Below are 14,448 nucleotides of genomic sequence, written 5' to 3'. Positions count from 1 at the left end.
TTTAAGTTAATATCATATAGAGAACACTTTTCGAATATGCATTGTTTGTCTATAACAAAAAACGATTTTTATTGTTATAGTACGAAAGACTCAATAAACTAACCATTATTATGAAGAAGAATATCTTATTGTTTGGAGCACTGATAGGTGCTTTCTTATTGGTTTCCTGTTCGGGAGGAAACAAGAAACAGGCTGCGTCCTCCGTCACTCCGGAGGAATTGGATAATGCCAGTAAAGTGATAAACTATTATCATACATCGCTCATCGTGTTGAGGCATGTAGCTAATGCAAAAGACGTAAATGCGGTCTTGGGATATATGGAACAGACAGGAAAAGTTCCTGAAGTATCTCCGATAGCACCGCCTGAAGTATCTGCCAGAGACACTGCGGAATTGATGGATCCGGGAGATTACTTTAATATACAAGTCCGTCAGAATCTGAAGCAGAGTTATAGAGGACTTTTCAGTGCACGGGCGCAATTCTATGATAATTTTAATAAGTTTCTCTCTTACAAGCAGGCCAAAGAGACAGCCAAGGCTGGCAAACTCTTGGATGAAAACTATCGGCTAAGTGTAGAAATGTCCGAATATAAACAAGTGATTTTTGATATTCTAAGCCCTCTCACGGAACAGGCTGAAAAAGAACTTCTTGCCGACGAACCGTTGAAAGATCAAATCATGGCTATGCGTAAGATGTCCGGCACTGTGCAAAGCATAATGAATCTTTATTCCCGCAAACATGTACTGGAGGGTGCTCGCATTGATGTGAAGATGGCAGAATTGAAGAAAGAACTCGAAGCTGCAAAGAAACTTCCTGCTGTCACAGGCTATGATGAAGAGCAAAAGAATTATTATAGCTTCCTGTCTTCTGTGGAATCGTTTATGAAAGATATGCAGAAAGCAAGAGATAAAGGCGCATATTCCGATGCAGATTACAATGCGATGTCGGAAGCCTACGAATATGGACTTTCCGTTATCTAAAGAATTCTTCCTCTGTTTGAATGAGTTGCAATCATGCTTCTTCAAGCAGGGGATGCTTTTTTAATTAAGTAAAGAAGTCCTTTTTTTACTATCCCCTTTTAAACAGGAGTTTTACTTTTGCATTTGGATTAAGAAATAATATCTTTGTTATATGCAATCATTTCAACTGATAAAACCCTGTTTTGCACTGGCTCCCTATATACGGCATTACTGGATATTGCAAGACGACTCAATAGCTCCTGTCTCCGAACGGACTCTGCCTATTGGCTGCATGCAACTGGTATTCCATAAAGGGAAACAACTTCTTTTGTTGGGCGAGTCGGAGCTGCAACCCCAATCCTTTATTTCCGGACAATCGGTCGGTTTCTCGGATGTGATGTCTACAGGCAGGATAGAGATGATTACTGTTGTTTTTCAACCTTATGCGGTAAAAGCATTGTTTCATATACCCAGTCATTTGTTCCGTGGGCAGACTGTAGATATCGATGCGATGGAAGATGTAGAACTGTCGGATTTAGTGAAACAGGTCACGGATACTTCTGATAATGCAGTTTGTATTCGGTTGATAGAGCAGTTTTTTCTTCGTCGTTTATACACTCTTCCCGAGTATAATCTCAAGCGGATGTCTGCTGTCTTTCATGAAATAAACCTCCGGCCGCAAATCAATATTTCTCATTTGTCGGAAACAGCCTGTTTGAGCAGTAAGCAGTTTGGGCGTATCTTTGCCGATTATGTTGGCACTACTCCCAAGGAATTTATTCGTATTATCCGTATGCAACGGGCGTTATCCATGCTGCAACAGGATGCTACGATTCCTTTTGTACAAGTGGCTTATGAATGTGGCTTTTCCGATCAGTCTCACATGATAAAGGAATTCAAACTCTTTTCCGGTTATACCCCTGCGGAGTATCTTTCTGTATGCGCCCCTTATTCCGATTATTTCTCTGAACTCTAAAGATGTCTCTTTTTTCCTATCGGGCTTCCTCGTGTTACCCTACTTTTGCAATGTCTTTGCAAAGGCTTAGTAGTAACCATAAAAAAGAAACGAGATGAAAAAATTAATTGCATTTTTTGAGATTCCTGCTACCGATTTCCGTCGGGCTGTCGATTTTTACGAAACTGTGTTGGGTGTGCAACTTCCGACTTTTGAATGTGAAACAGAGAAAATGGCTTGTTTCACGGAAGAAGGTGAAACCGTCGGTGCTATTTCTTATGCTTCAAATTTCGACTTTCTTCCTTCAACGCATGGCGTACTTATCCATTTCAACTGTGAGGATATTGAACAAACGTTGGAAAAAGTGCTTCTGAAAGGAGGGAAAGTTGTCATTCCCAAAACAAAGATTGAGGCAGACGATAAAGGATGGTTTGCCGTATTCACGGATAGTGAAGGAAACAGGATTGGCGTCTATGCTGAAAAATAACAGGTAGGGAAGAGGGAACAGCCTGTCTGGAAGTGACTGCTGTTCCTTCGTCCCCTTATCCGGATTATTCTACCGGAATATAGATCTCCGTCAACAACTCTTCGGGGGGAGTGTCACATGGATTGTTCAGATAGCGTTCAGCACTGGCTTCATCACGTATCGTACATTCCATTTCGGGCAGATACTTTCCGTAAATCGTATCGTACACAGCTTGCAGATTGTCATACGGGCCTTTATAAAGGAAAATAGCATAACGTCCGGCTGGGATAACCTTGAATCCCACATCACTTTTGGGGGCAACCTTTACAGGCATTACCATGCATACGTCTGTACGCAGTTTCTCGGCTGGCGTCACTTTCGGATCATCGTGGTAGATGCAAAGCGGGCTGAAATCTCCCATCGGCAGTTTTTGTTCTTTGATGAATTGGAATAAACGGCCCCAAGTGCCACCGTAATCATTCAGTTTGTAGTCGCCTGTAAGGCGGATATAAATCACATTCCGTTCGGAGACATTTCTGATCTCTTTTTTTAGTTCCAGGTCTGGCCTGATAATCGCTGGTTTCATAATTACAAAGTTTTTATTGTTTCTATATTCTAAAGGTGAAATGCCATAAAATTGCTTGAACACTTTCGATAATGAAGAAGGGGATGCGTAACCAATCCGGTAGGCGATGTCAGCAATCGGAATATCCGAGTAGCGGAGTAGGCGTGCGGCAGCTTCTGTCCGCGTCCGGACAATAAACGTACCAATCGGTTCACCGAGAAAAGCTTTCATGATCCGGTGAAAGTAAAAAGGAGAAAAGTTTGAAATTCTGGCCAGAGATTTTAAATCAATATCTTCTCCTAAATGTTGGATGATGTATTCCACTACAACATTTACGCACTTTTGATATTCCTCTTTCGTTGTTTTTTTCTGTTGCATAACTAATTTTGGTATTTCACTTCGCAAAGGTATTGGTAAAAAAGCGAAATGACTTGTCCGATATTGCGGAAATGTCAACTTTCTATTTTCTTTCTATGGTTGCCCTATACCTGTTTTGAGAATTTATTTTGATATATAATGTACCTTACAGTGGTGTTATGGTGTGAACCATGACCAAATTTTTAACCGTTAATTGCGAAATTGATTTTCTTGTTTTAAATAATGTCAAAAACTAAAATAAAAAAGCCGGTTTTGTTATAAACTATTATTAAAATGATTATATTGTAACCGAATTATTAATAAAAATAGCCATGGATAAAACAATTGTAGGGAACAATGCCGGAAAGGTCTGGTATGCCCTGAAAGAAATTGGTGAAATTTCAATACCTGAATTGGCGAGAAGATTAAACCTAAGCGTAGAAAGTACAGCATTGGCCGCCGGTTGGTTGGCACGAGAGAACAAAATTTGTATCCAACGGAAAAATGGATTAATTGCTTTATCTGATGAAAGCGCTTTTCCCTTCAGCTTTGGATAATAGCAGGTTTTGTGAGTGAATATCTTTGAAGTTCCGTTAACTTATAAGTAAGAATATGTCCGTATAAGGTATCACAAGTTAAGTTTGAACTTAAGAAGTTTTATATTTAAAAGAGTTGCTCAATAATAGGGCAACTCTTTTAACGTATAATAAACGTATAAAAATGTCGAATCGTGTCCGGATGTAGATAAAATTTATATACTTGTATTCCACAATAATAATTGCCTGTTTTTTCTCTGGCAATTCTATTCCGGAGAATATCTTTAGAATCCTACCCGTTTTCTTCCCTGGGAGAAATCCATTCCTTCGTAATTATAGATTTCAGCCAGTGTCATGGGGTGTGTCTGTTCGGGAATATCCAGGCTTTCTTCCTTGATTAGTTGATTAACCTTATCAGTAGTCAGGTCTTTAAACTCGTATCGGGCAGCCAGACGTCCTTTTCTAAGCAATGCTTCGTCGATATCTTTTAATGGAGCATTAAAGGTGCAGATAAATTTGATACACAATTCATCGCTCAATAGCCCGTCGCTAATATTCAGTATGTTGACTAAGCCGGCATTCATACGGTTGCCTCCGTTGCGGCTTGACAATAGTTCTTCGCAATCCTCTACGATGAAGATAGAATTCTTTTGTTGGCGGATGAAAGTGATAAAGCTCGGATCCGAAAGTTTATCTACCAGGTCTCCACTCATATAGATCATTCTCTTTTTTCCAAGATTGATAAGGTGGCGGATATAAGTCGTTTTTCCTGTACCCTGTTTTCCATGCAAAATGATTAATCCGCTTTTGTTGTCCTCCAGCAGAAAGTTTTCGATCTCGGCAGCTACGGGAACAAAATCATCGTTATAGTGACGATCAATCTGAATAGCAGGTTCATTAACTTGCGATTGTTTCAGGCTGAAGTAGTTATGAGAGTATGTTACTATAAATAGATTGTTAAGTTTCTCATTTTCCTTCTTGTGGTTTTCGCAAATCTGATTGATCTGATTGATTTCCTCCTTGTCGATATTGGAATAGACAATCTTTACGCAATTATCAAAATAGCCGATCATCAAATTCTTTTTGCAGATAACGATACAGTCGTATAACTCTTTTGTAGATGTATTATCTTCTTCTTCCTCCTCTTCTTCTTTTTCATTTTCAAAATGATTGCAGTACACATGCTCGAATATATCGAACGCGTCATCTTGCTGATAAAGTTCCTTGATTTCTTTCAGAAAATCCTGGTTTACTTTATATTTTACCATTTTCATGGAAGGGAATCGTTTGAATATCTGATAGAATAGACTACAAATGCTACTGTCGCTGAACCATCCTGTGGAGTAATCAAAAATATCTGTGAAATCTGCGAGTGTGCATTCTTTACTCATTTTTTCTTTTTATATAAATAGAATGGCAAAGGTACGAAATAAATCTATGATATGAACTGAACCGATTTATCATTTTCTCGAAAAACATAGGCGTGGATAGTTTCCTGTATTTATATCAAAGCTCCTGCAAATGATTTTTCATTTTCATTTCTCATGTTCTCATAATATATGTGATAACAATCTTCAAATCAGTTATATAACACTATGAGAAATAAAAGAAGAAAGGGTATTTCTCATAGTGTTACCAGCATTTTGTCCACAAAACAAAGTATTTCTCATAGCTTTTCAAGGCATTTCTCATAATCTTTCGTAGGGCAAAGAGGCTAATTAATTGTAATAGATTCAATGCTACATATTCAGTTATGTATTGATTAATAATATATTATAAAGCGTTTATGAAAGTGTATGGAGTAGATATTCTCATGTTTTCCTACCGGTATCTGAATCGTTCCACTAGAGTGGAAAGGTCTGTTCACTAGAGTAGATAGAACCGTTCACTCCAGTGCAACGATCTGTTCACTAGAGTGTAACGATACGAATAGTGGTAGGAAGAAATAACAATGATTAGGGAAAAACATAAAGGTATAAGGTGAATAACATACAGGAAAGTAGTAAATAGCAAGAAGTTGCTTAATAAAACCGAAGAAGGAAAGGAGTAATCGTAAATCCGGCAAAAGTCCGGAAAAACTACAATTATACTGTATGAGAAATGAGTAAAATGTATAGACGGAGTATGAGAATAAGATGAGAAATAGTTTAAACCCTATGAGAAATGCTCGATTTTACGGACTAAATCATGGCAATACTATGAGAAATACCCTTTTGTGTTTTATTTCTCATAGTATTATCTATTTGATTCACAGATGATTATTATGTATATTATGAGAACATGAGAAATGAAAAAGAAAAATCCTTTTCAGCAAAGTGAAGTTTCTACGCATCATTCTCATACAAGTATCATATTAATGAATCAAACTAAGGAATGGAATCCACTATAAAACCACTATCTCTTATATCTATCTTTCTTTCCTCTTATTTTAATGAACTGATTCTTTAATTGCTCCCTAACGCAAACTGATTCCCGGCGCACCTACGCGTCCGCGTGTGATATAATAATGTGTATCCCTCTCGTCGTTTCCGCGCACAATTTCCCTATACATAAAAAATATGTTCTACAACATCGTTATGCGTCAGCACTTTAGCAAATGTATTCAAAAATAATTAGAAAAAATAGTTTGATATATTTGGAGTGTATACCAAAAGGGCGTACTTTTGCACCCGCTTTCCAAGAGAAGAAAGCCTTGACAAATTGACTTAGTGAAAAAGTGGAATCTCACTTAAAGAAAAGAACAAAAAACTTCCGAAAAAGTTTGGATTATAATAACTAAAGTTCTTATCTTTGCAGTCCGATTCGCAAAGAAAATTGGCAAGAGTTATTCTTTCATACCTTCTTTCCCTTTCGCATAGAGAGCCAGAGAAACCAGCGTAAAAAGAAAAACTAAAAAAACTTCCGAAAAAGTTTGGTAGTTAAAAATAAAGTCCTTACCTTTGCACCCGCTTTTAAAACGAAAGCAACAAGTTCTTTGAAATATTGATAAACAATACAAGTAGTACAAGTAAAAAAATAGAACCGTCAATACTTGTCTTATTCAGTAGCGATACAATTAAGACTAATAGGTATTTGAATAAGGTCAATAAATTTACGGCGTCCTGAACAGAGCAAAAAGATCATCTTAACCGATGATAAAAAATACTTTTACAATGAAGAGTTTGATCCTGGCTCAGGATGAACGCTAGCTACAGGCTTAACACATGCAAGTCGAGGGGCAGCATTTTAGTTTGCTTGCAAACTGAAGATGGCGACCGGCGCACGGGTGAGTAACACGTATCCAACCTGCCGATAACTCCGGAATAGCCTTTCGAAAGAAAGATTAATACCGGATAGCATACGAATATCGCATGATATTTTTATTAAAGAATTTCGGTTATCGATGGGGATGCGTTCCATTAGTTTGTTGGCGGGGTAACGGCCCACCAAGACTACGATGGATAGGGGTTCTGAGAGGAAGGTCCCCCACATTGGAACTGAGACACGGTCCAAACTCCTACGGGAGGCAGCAGTGAGGAATATTGGTCAATGGGCGAGAGCCTGAACCAGCCAAGTAGCGTGAAGGATGAAGGCTCTATGGGTCGTAAACTTCTTTTATATGGGAATAAAGTTTTCCACGTGTGGAATTTTGTATGTACCATATGAATAAGGATCGGCTAACTCCGTGCCAGCAGCCGCGGTAATACGGAGGATCCGAGCGTTATCCGGATTTATTGGGTTTAAAGGGAGCGTAGGTGGATTGTTAAGTCAGTTGTGAAAGTTTGCGGCTCAACCGTAAAATTGCAGTTGAAACTGGCAGTCTTGAGTACAGTAGAGGTGGGCGGAATTCGTGGTGTAGCGGTGAAATGCTTAGATATCACGAAGAACTCCGATTGCGAAGGCAGCTCACTAGACTGTTACTGACACTGATGCTCGAAAGTGTGGGTATCAAACAGGATTAGATACCCTGGTAGTCCACACAGTAAACGATGAATACTCGCTGTTTGCGATATACAGTAAGCGGCCAAGCGAAAGCATTAAGTATTCCACCTGGGGAGTACGCCGGCAACGGTGAAACTCAAAGGAATTGACGGGGGCCCGCACAAGCGGAGGAACATGTGGTTTAATTCGATGATACGCGAGGAACCTTACCCGGGCTTAAATTGCAACAGAATATATTGGAAACAGTATAGCCGTAAGGCTGTTGTGAAGGTGCTGCATGGTTGTCGTCAGCTCGTGCCGTGAGGTGTCGGCTTAAGTGCCATAACGAGCGCAACCCTTATCTTTAGTTACTAACAGGTTATGCTGAGGACTCTAGAGAGACTGCCGTCGTAAGATGTGAGGAAGGTGGGGATGACGTCAAATCAGCACGGCCCTTACGTCCGGGGCTACACACGTGTTACAATGGGGGGTACAGAAGGCAGCTACACGGCGACGTGATGCTAATCCCAAAAACCTCTCTCAGTTCGGATCGAAGTCTGCAACCCGACTTCGTGAAGCTGGATTCGCTAGTAATCGCGCATCAGCCATGGCGCGGTGAATACGTTCCCGGGCCTTGTACACACCGCCCGTCAAGCCATGAAAGCCGGGGGTACCTGAAGTACGTAACCGCAAGGAGCGTCCTAGGGTAAAACTGGTAATTGGGGCTAAGTCGTAACAAGGTAGCCGTACCGGAAGGTGCGGCTGGAACACCTCCTTTCTGGAGCGATGTCGTAACTGTCACAAACGTGGCAGCAACTTAAAGACTTTAAAGGTTCTGTTTTTTGTACTACTGGTACTTGTTTATTTATAATATATAGATCAACCATCTATAGAAGTATAGATAGAGATAAACAAGAGAAAAAAGAAGCCGAGTCTAACATACAGGTAGACAAGGTTGAACTAGTCCTATAGCTCAGTTGGTTAGAGCGCTACACTGATAATGTAGAGGTCGGCAGTTCAACTCTGCCTGGGACTACCAAGCTCAAGAACGAAGGAATGACGCGTCAGCGGAATGCAGCAATTCTTGATAACCTCTTGGGGGATTAGCTCAGCTGGCTAGAGCATCTGCCTTGCACGCAGAGGGTCAACGGTTCGAATCCGTTATTCTCCACCATCTCTGAAAAGAGAAACGATCTTTGACATGATGTACAAAAAGTAAAATTTTAGTAAGAGCTAAAAGTATATATCAAACCGTACGTGTTCGAGTACGCAATATTGATAGAAGGAAGCAATTCCAATACCAATACCAGTATAAGAATAAAACGTTTGAAAGAAAGTAAGCAAGGGCGCATGGCGGATGCCTTGGCTCTCGGAGGCGATGAAGGACGTGATAAGCTGCGATAAGCTTCGGGAAGGTGCAAATAACCTTTGATCCGAAGATTTCCGAATGGGACAACCCGGCATTCTGAAGGAATGTCATCCATCCTAGATGGAGGCTAACACAGGGAACTGAAACATCTTAGTACCTGTAGGAAAAGAAAATAATAATGATTCCCCTAGTAGTGGCGAGCGAACGGGGATTAGCCCAAACCAATGTTGTTACGGCAATATTGGGGTTGTAGGACCACGATATCGCAAGAACTTTAGTGAGAAGAACCCTTTGGAAAATGGGACCATAGACGGTGATAGTCCGGTATTCGAAGCTAAACGAAGCGTAGTGGTATCCTGAGTAGCGCGGGACACGAGGAATCTTGCGTGAATCTGCCGGGACCATCCGGTAAGGCTAAATACTCCCGAGAGACCGATAGCGAACCAGTACTGTGAAGGAAAGGTGAAAAGCACTTCGAATAGAAGAGTGAAATAGTCCCTGAAACCGTGCGCCTACAAGCGGTCGGAGCAACTTCGGTTGTGACGGCGTGCCTTTTGCATAATGAACCTACGAGTTACTTTTTCCGGCAAGGTTAAGGATCTTGAGATCCGCAGCCGAAGCGAAAGCGAGTCTTAATAGGGCGATTAGTCGGAAGGAGTAGACGCGAAACCAAGTGATCTACCCTTGGTCAGGTTGAAGGTTAGGTAACACTAACTGGAGGACCGAACCGATAAGCGTTGAAAAGCTTCCGGATGAACTGAGGGTGGGGGTGAAAGGCTAATCAAACTTGGAGATAGCTCGTACTCCCCGAAATGCATTTAGGTGCAGCCTTGGGAATTACTACTGTGAGGTAGAGCGACTGATAAGATGCGAGGGCTTCACCGCCTATCAAGTCTTGATAAACTCCGAATGCGCAGTAGTTCGATCCCAGGAGTGAGGGCATGGGTGCTAAGGTCCATGTCCTAAAGGAGAAGAATCCGGACCATCAGCTAAGGTCCCGAAATAATTGCTAAGTTGAACTAACGAAGTCAGATTGCTAAGACAGCTAGGATGTTGGCTTGGAAGCAGCCATTCATTTAAAGAGTGCGTAACAGCTCACTAGTCGAGGAGTTTGGCGTGGATAATAATCGGGCATCAAGCAATTTACCGAAGCTATGGGATGTTAACTAAACACTAACATCGGTAGGGGAGCATTCCACTCTGCGTCGAAGGTGAAGCGTGAGCTTTGCTGGAGCGTGTGGAAAAGCAAATGTAGGTATAAGTAACGATAAAGGGGGTGAGAAACCCCCTCGCCGAAAGACTAAGGTTTCCTGATCAACGCTAATCGGATCAGGGTTAGTCGGGTCCTAAGGCTCAGCCGAACGGTGAGGCCGATGGCAGAACAGGTTAATATTCCTGTACTACCTTAAGGAGTGACGTGGAGACGGAGGAGTGACAGCGCCGCGGACTGACGGAATAGTCCGTTGAAGGGTGTAGATGTTGATTATCCCAGGCAAATCCGGGATAAGAGTCGAACCTGATAGTATACCAAATTCTTCGGAATAAGGTAATAGTGCGTGTAAGCATACTCCCAAGAAAATCCGCTAAACTTAATCTTTAAGGTACCCGTACCGCAAACGGACACACGTAGTCGGGTTGAATATACTAAGGCGCTTGAGTGATTCACGGTTAAGGAACTAGGCAAATTGACCCTGTAACTTCGGGATAAAGGGTCCCAACGAGAGTTGGGCGCAGAGAATAGGTCCAGGCAACTGTTTAACAAAAACACAGGGCTGTGCTAAATTGAAAGATTACGTATACAGCCTGACACCTGCCCGGTGCTGGAAGGTTAAGAGGAGATGTCATCGCAAGAGAAGCATTGAATTGAAGCCCCAGTAAACGGCGGCCGTAACTATAACGGTCCTAAGGTAGCGAAATTCCTTGTCGGGTAAGTTCCGACCTGCACGAATGGTGTAATGATCTGGACACTGTCTCAACCGTGAGCTCAGTGAAATTGTAGTATCGGTGAAGATGCCGATTACCCGCGATGGGACGAAAAGACCCCGTGAACCTTTACTATAGCTTAACATTGAATTTGGGTAATTGATGTGTAGGATAGGCCGGAGACTTTGAAGCAGGTACGCCAGTATTTGTGGAGTCGCTGTTGAAATACGGCCCTTTGATTATTTGAGTTCTAACTCGTAGAAACGAGGACACTGTTTGGTGGGTAGTTTGACTGGGGTGGTCGCCTCCAAAAGTGTAACGGAGGCTTCTAAAGGTGCCCTCAGGACGATTGGTAACCGTCCGTAGAGTGTAATGGCATAAGGGCGCTTGACTGGGAGACAGACAAGTCGATCAGGTAGGAAACTAGAGCATAGTGATCCGGTGTTTCCGTATGGAAGGGACATCGCTCAAAGGATAAAAGGTACTCCGGGGATAACAGGCTGATCCCTCCCAAGAGCTCATATCGACGGAGGGGTTTGGCACCTCGATGTCGGCTCGTCACATCCTGGGGCTGGAGAAGGTCCCAAGGGTTGGGCTGTTCGCCCATTAAAGTGGCACGCGAGCTGGGTTCAGAACGTCGTGAGACAGTTCGGTCTCTATCTATCGTGGGCGTATGAAATTTGCGTGGCTCTGACACTAGTACGAGAGGACCGTGTTGGACTGACCGCTGGTTTACCAGTTGTGCCGCCAGGTGCATTGCTGGGTATCTAAGTCGGGATTGGATAAGTGCTGAAAGCATCTAAGTACGAAGCCAGCCACAAGATTAGATTTCTTAGGGTCGTCAAAGACGATGACGTTGATAGGATGCAGGTGTAAAGGTGGTAACATCAAAGCCGAGCATTACTAATTGCCCGTTCACTTTCTTTCGGACATGTACCGGTTGGGTATATACGTTTAGCTTGCTAGACACTGAAATTTTACTTTTCATCATGTCATAACCTTCTTCAGGTGGTTATAGCACGAGGGTTCCACCTCTTCCCATTCCGAACAGAGAAGTTAAGCCTCGTCACGCCGATGGTACTGCGTAACAGTGGGAGAGTAGGTAGCCGCCGTTTTTAAGAAGCCCCTTGATTCATTTTGAGTCAAGGGGCTTCTGTCATTTGGTACTTTGCGAAAAAAGTGCTATATTTGCGACCGACAATTATTTTATTAAACGTTTAAAGCAAATTTAAAAGGTATGAAAACTAAATTATTTTTGGCTGCTGTAGCAGTAACATTTTCTTTTGCAATGATGTCTTGTACTGGTAACAAAACTACTAACGCTGCTTCTGAAGGTGAAGAGACAACTGTAGAAACAGTGGAAGCTGTTGTTGAAACTGATTCTTGCTGCCAGGCTAAGGACTCTTGTGCTACTGCTTGCGACAAAAAAGCTGATTGCGCAGAAAAGAAAGAATGTTGCGATAAGAAGTAATCTATTGATTTAGAACAATAAAGAAGGAGAGGGAGAGAATGGTTCAACATTCTACTCCCTCTTTCTGTTTTAATAAACATATCGCTTTATTCGTGATACATTTTTGCTAATAATCGGCTTTAACTTATGAAATGATATTTTTTTCGATAAAAAAGTAACGTATTATTTGGTGGTAAAGAAATAATCCATACCTTTGCACCGTCAAACTAATAAAAGAGACAAGAAATGAATCAGATGTTTATACATATTCTACTATGCGGTATTATTATTCTACTATCAAAGGTTAGTGGAAGTGAGTGCTGCGCGTAAATGTGTATAAATGAAAATATACGAAAGCCTTTCTCACTTCCAAGTGTGAAAGGCTTTTTTTAATGCTAATAATTATATAATATACATAAGAATATGGACAATAGGTTATTTATTTTTGATACCACTCTTAGAGATGGTGAACAGGTTCCGGGATGCCAGTTGAATACAGTAGAAAAGATTCAGGTAGCAAAGGCATTGGAAGCGTTGGGAGTAGACGTGATTGAAGCCGGATTCCCCATTTCGAGCCCGGGGGATTTTAATTCAGTAATTGAGATTTCAAAAGCGGTGACTTGGCCTACTATCTGTGCTTTGACCCGCGCAGTTCAAAAAGATATTGATGTAGCCGTAGATGCACTGAAATTTGCTAAACATAAACGTATTCACACCGGTATCGGTACTTCTGATTCGCACATTAAATATAAATTCAATTCGAATCGTGAAGAGATTATCGAACGTGCAGTAGCTGCTGTGAAATATGCCCGCCGTTTTGTAGACGATGTGGAATTTTATGCAGAAGACGCAGGCCGTACGGATAACGAATATCTGGCACGTGTGGTAGAAGCTGTCATCAAAGCGGGAGCTACCGTAGTGAATATCCCTGATACAACAGGTTACTGCTTGCCTTCAGAATATGGCGCCAAGATAAAATACTTGGTTGACCATGTAGACGGCATTGATAATGCCATACTTTCTACTCACTGTCATAATGACTTGGGTATGGCTACTGCCAATACGATAGCCGGTGTTTTGAACGGTGCGCGTCAGGTGGAAGTTACCATCAACGGTATTGGCGAACGTGCAGGAAATACTGCTCTCGAAGAAATCGCCATGATTATTAAGAGCCATCACGAAATAGATATTCAAACCAATATCAATACGCAGAAGATTTATCCGACCAGCCGTATGGTATCCAGCCTGATGAATATGCCGGTACAACCCAATAAAGCAATCGTTGGACGTAACGCTTTCGCACACTCTTCAGGTATCCATCAGGATGGCGTATTGAAAAATGTACAGACGTATGAGATTATCGATCCGCATGATGTGGGTATTGATGATAACTCTATCGTATTGACTGCCCGCAGCGGACGTGCTGCATTGAAAAATCGTCTTTCTATATTGGGAGTGAATCTGGATCAGGAAAAACTGGATAAGGTATATGATGAGTTCCTGAAGTTGGCTGATAAGAAGAAAGATATTAATGATGATGATATTTTAGTATTGGCAGGTGCAGACCGTAGCCAGAACCATCGTATCAAACTGGATTACTTGCAGGTGACGAGTGGTGTCGGTGTTCGTTCGGTAGCTAGTTTGGGATTGAATATTGCCGGTGAGAAGTTTGAAGCTTGTGCCAGTGGTAATGGTCCGGTAGATGCTGCTATCAAAGCATTGAAAAAGATTGTAGAACGCCACATGACTCTGAAAGAGTTTACTATTCAGGCTATCAGTAAGGGAAGTGATGATGTAGGTAAAGTGCACATGCAGGTAGAATACGATAACCAGATTTATTATGGTTTTGGTGCCAATACAGATATTATTGCTGCTTCGGTAGAAGCCTACATCGACTGTATTAACAAATTCAAATCGTAAAAAAGAGGTTGACAGTCGGTTTGGTATTACAGAGATTGATTGAAAGAG

8 protein-coding genes, 2 tRNA genes and 3 rRNA genes are annotated in these 14,448 nt (G+C 41.6%); 11 read left to right on the top strand and 2 right to left on the bottom strand.

What is annotated here, in order from left to right; all coding sequences use genetic code 11:
* Positions 1-110: 110 nt before the first annotated feature.
* The 3 genes from Bovatus_RS09405 (at position 111) to Bovatus_RS09395 (ending at position 2,401) form a co-directional block, all read left to right on the top strand.
* The gene (locus Bovatus_RS09405; protein ID WP_004296841.1) at positions 111-980 is read left to right on the top strand and encodes a DUF6845 domain-containing protein; all 870 of its coding nucleotides are present in this window, start codon (positions 111-113) and stop codon (positions 978-980) included.
* Positions 981-1,131: 151 nt separating this feature from the next.
* Entirely contained in the window at positions 1,132-1,935 is an 804-nt protein-coding gene (locus tag Bovatus_RS09400; RefSeq protein ID WP_004296842.1) for an AraC family transcriptional regulator, read from the top strand.
* Between the two features lie 94 nt (positions 1,936-2,029).
* Entirely contained in the window at positions 2,030-2,401 is a 372-nt protein-coding gene (locus tag Bovatus_RS09395; RefSeq protein WP_004296844.1) for a VOC family protein, read from the top strand.
* 64 nt (positions 2,402-2,465) lie between these two features.
* On the opposite strand, the gene Bovatus_RS09390 is transcribed toward Bovatus_RS09395, so the two are convergent.
* A complete protein-coding gene (locus Bovatus_RS09390; RefSeq protein WP_004296845.1) occupies positions 2,466-3,323 on the bottom strand; it encodes an AraC family transcriptional regulator in 858 nt (285 codons plus the stop codon).
* Between the two features lie 311 nt (positions 3,324-3,634).
* On the opposite strand from Bovatus_RS09390, the gene Bovatus_RS09385 reads away from it, so the two are divergent.
* Positions 3,635-3,859, top strand: a complete 225-nt coding sequence (locus Bovatus_RS09385; protein ID WP_004296847.1) for a winged helix-turn-helix domain-containing protein — start codon at positions 3,635-3,637, stop codon at positions 3,857-3,859.
* A gap of 263 nt (positions 3,860-4,122) precedes the next feature.
* On the opposite strand, the gene Bovatus_RS09380 is transcribed toward Bovatus_RS09385, so the two are convergent.
* The gene (locus Bovatus_RS09380) at positions 4,123-5,229 is read right to left on the bottom strand and encodes an AAA family ATPase (protein ID WP_004296848.1); all 1,107 of its coding nucleotides are present in this window, start codon (positions 5,227-5,229) and stop codon (positions 4,123-4,125) included.
* Positions 5,230-6,987: 1,758 nt separating this feature from the next.
* On the opposite strand from Bovatus_RS09380, the gene Bovatus_RS09375 reads away from it, so the two are divergent.
* The 7 genes from Bovatus_RS09375 (at position 6,988) to Bovatus_RS09345 (ending at position 14,400) form a co-directional block, all read left to right on the top strand.
* A 16S ribosomal RNA gene (locus tag Bovatus_RS09375) occupies positions 6,988-8,516 on the top strand.
* A 184-nt stretch (positions 8,517-8,700) separates the two neighbouring features.
* Positions 8,701-8,777 (top strand) — tRNA-Ile (locus Bovatus_RS09370).
* Between the two features lie 58 nt (positions 8,778-8,835).
* Positions 8,836-8,912, top strand: a tRNA-Ala gene (locus Bovatus_RS09365).
* Positions 8,913-9,068: 156 nt separating this feature from the next.
* Positions 9,069-11,957: ribosomal RNA gene (locus Bovatus_RS09360) — 23S ribosomal RNA — on the top strand.
* A gap of 77 nt (positions 11,958-12,034) precedes the next feature.
* Positions 12,035-12,145, top strand: a 5S ribosomal RNA gene (gene rrf / locus Bovatus_RS09355).
* The 16S, 23S and 5S rRNA genes sit together here with 2 tRNA genes alongside, the layout of an rRNA operon.
* A 122-nt stretch (positions 12,146-12,267) precedes the next feature.
* Entirely contained in the window at positions 12,268-12,501 is a 234-nt protein-coding gene (locus tag Bovatus_RS09350; RefSeq protein WP_004307193.1) for a hypothetical protein, read from the top strand.
* Positions 12,502-12,903: 402 nt separating this feature from the next.
* On the top strand, positions 12,904-14,400 hold the full coding sequence (locus Bovatus_RS09345; protein ID WP_004301125.1) for a 2-isopropylmalate synthase: 1,497 nt from the start codon (positions 12,904-12,906) through the stop codon (positions 14,398-14,400).
* Positions 14,401-14,448 lie beyond the last annotated feature (48 nt).

The sequence above is a fragment of the Bacteroides ovatus genome (genome assembly GCF_001314995.1).
Classification (GTDB): domain Bacteria; phylum Bacteroidota; class Bacteroidia; order Bacteroidales; family Bacteroidaceae; genus Bacteroides; species Bacteroides ovatus.
This window is presented reverse-complemented; position numbering and strand designations above follow the sequence as displayed.

What these genes read in the sequence shown, in the direction of transcription:
- Bovatus_RS09390 (WP_004296845.1), bottom strand. Translation starts at nt 3,323, where the DNA reads ATGCAACAGAAAAAAACAACGAAAGAGGAATATCAAAAGTGCGTAAAT.
- Bovatus_RS09405 (WP_004296841.1), top strand. Translation starts at nt 111, where the DNA reads ATGAAGAAGAATATCTTATTGTTTGGAGCACTGATAGGTGCTTTCTTA.
- Bovatus_RS09385 (WP_004296847.1), top strand. Translation starts at nt 3,635, where the DNA reads ATGGATAAAACAATTGTAGGGAACAATGCCGGAAAGGTCTGGTATGCC.
- Bovatus_RS09380 (WP_004296848.1), bottom strand. Translation starts at nt 5,229, where the DNA reads ATGAGTAAAGAATGCACACTCGCAGATTTCACAGATATTTTTGATTAC.
- Bovatus_RS09395 (WP_004296844.1), top strand. Translation starts at nt 2,030, where the DNA reads ATGAAAAAATTAATTGCATTTTTTGAGATTCCTGCTACCGATTTCCGT.
- Bovatus_RS09350 (WP_004307193.1), top strand. Translation starts at nt 12,268, where the DNA reads ATGAAAACTAAATTATTTTTGGCTGCTGTAGCAGTAACATTTTCTTTT.
- Bovatus_RS09400 (WP_004296842.1), top strand. Translation starts at nt 1,132, where the DNA reads ATGCAATCATTTCAACTGATAAAACCCTGTTTTGCACTGGCTCCCTAT.
- Bovatus_RS09345 (WP_004301125.1), top strand. Translation starts at nt 12,904, where the DNA reads ATGGACAATAGGTTATTTATTTTTGATACCACTCTTAGAGATGGTGAA.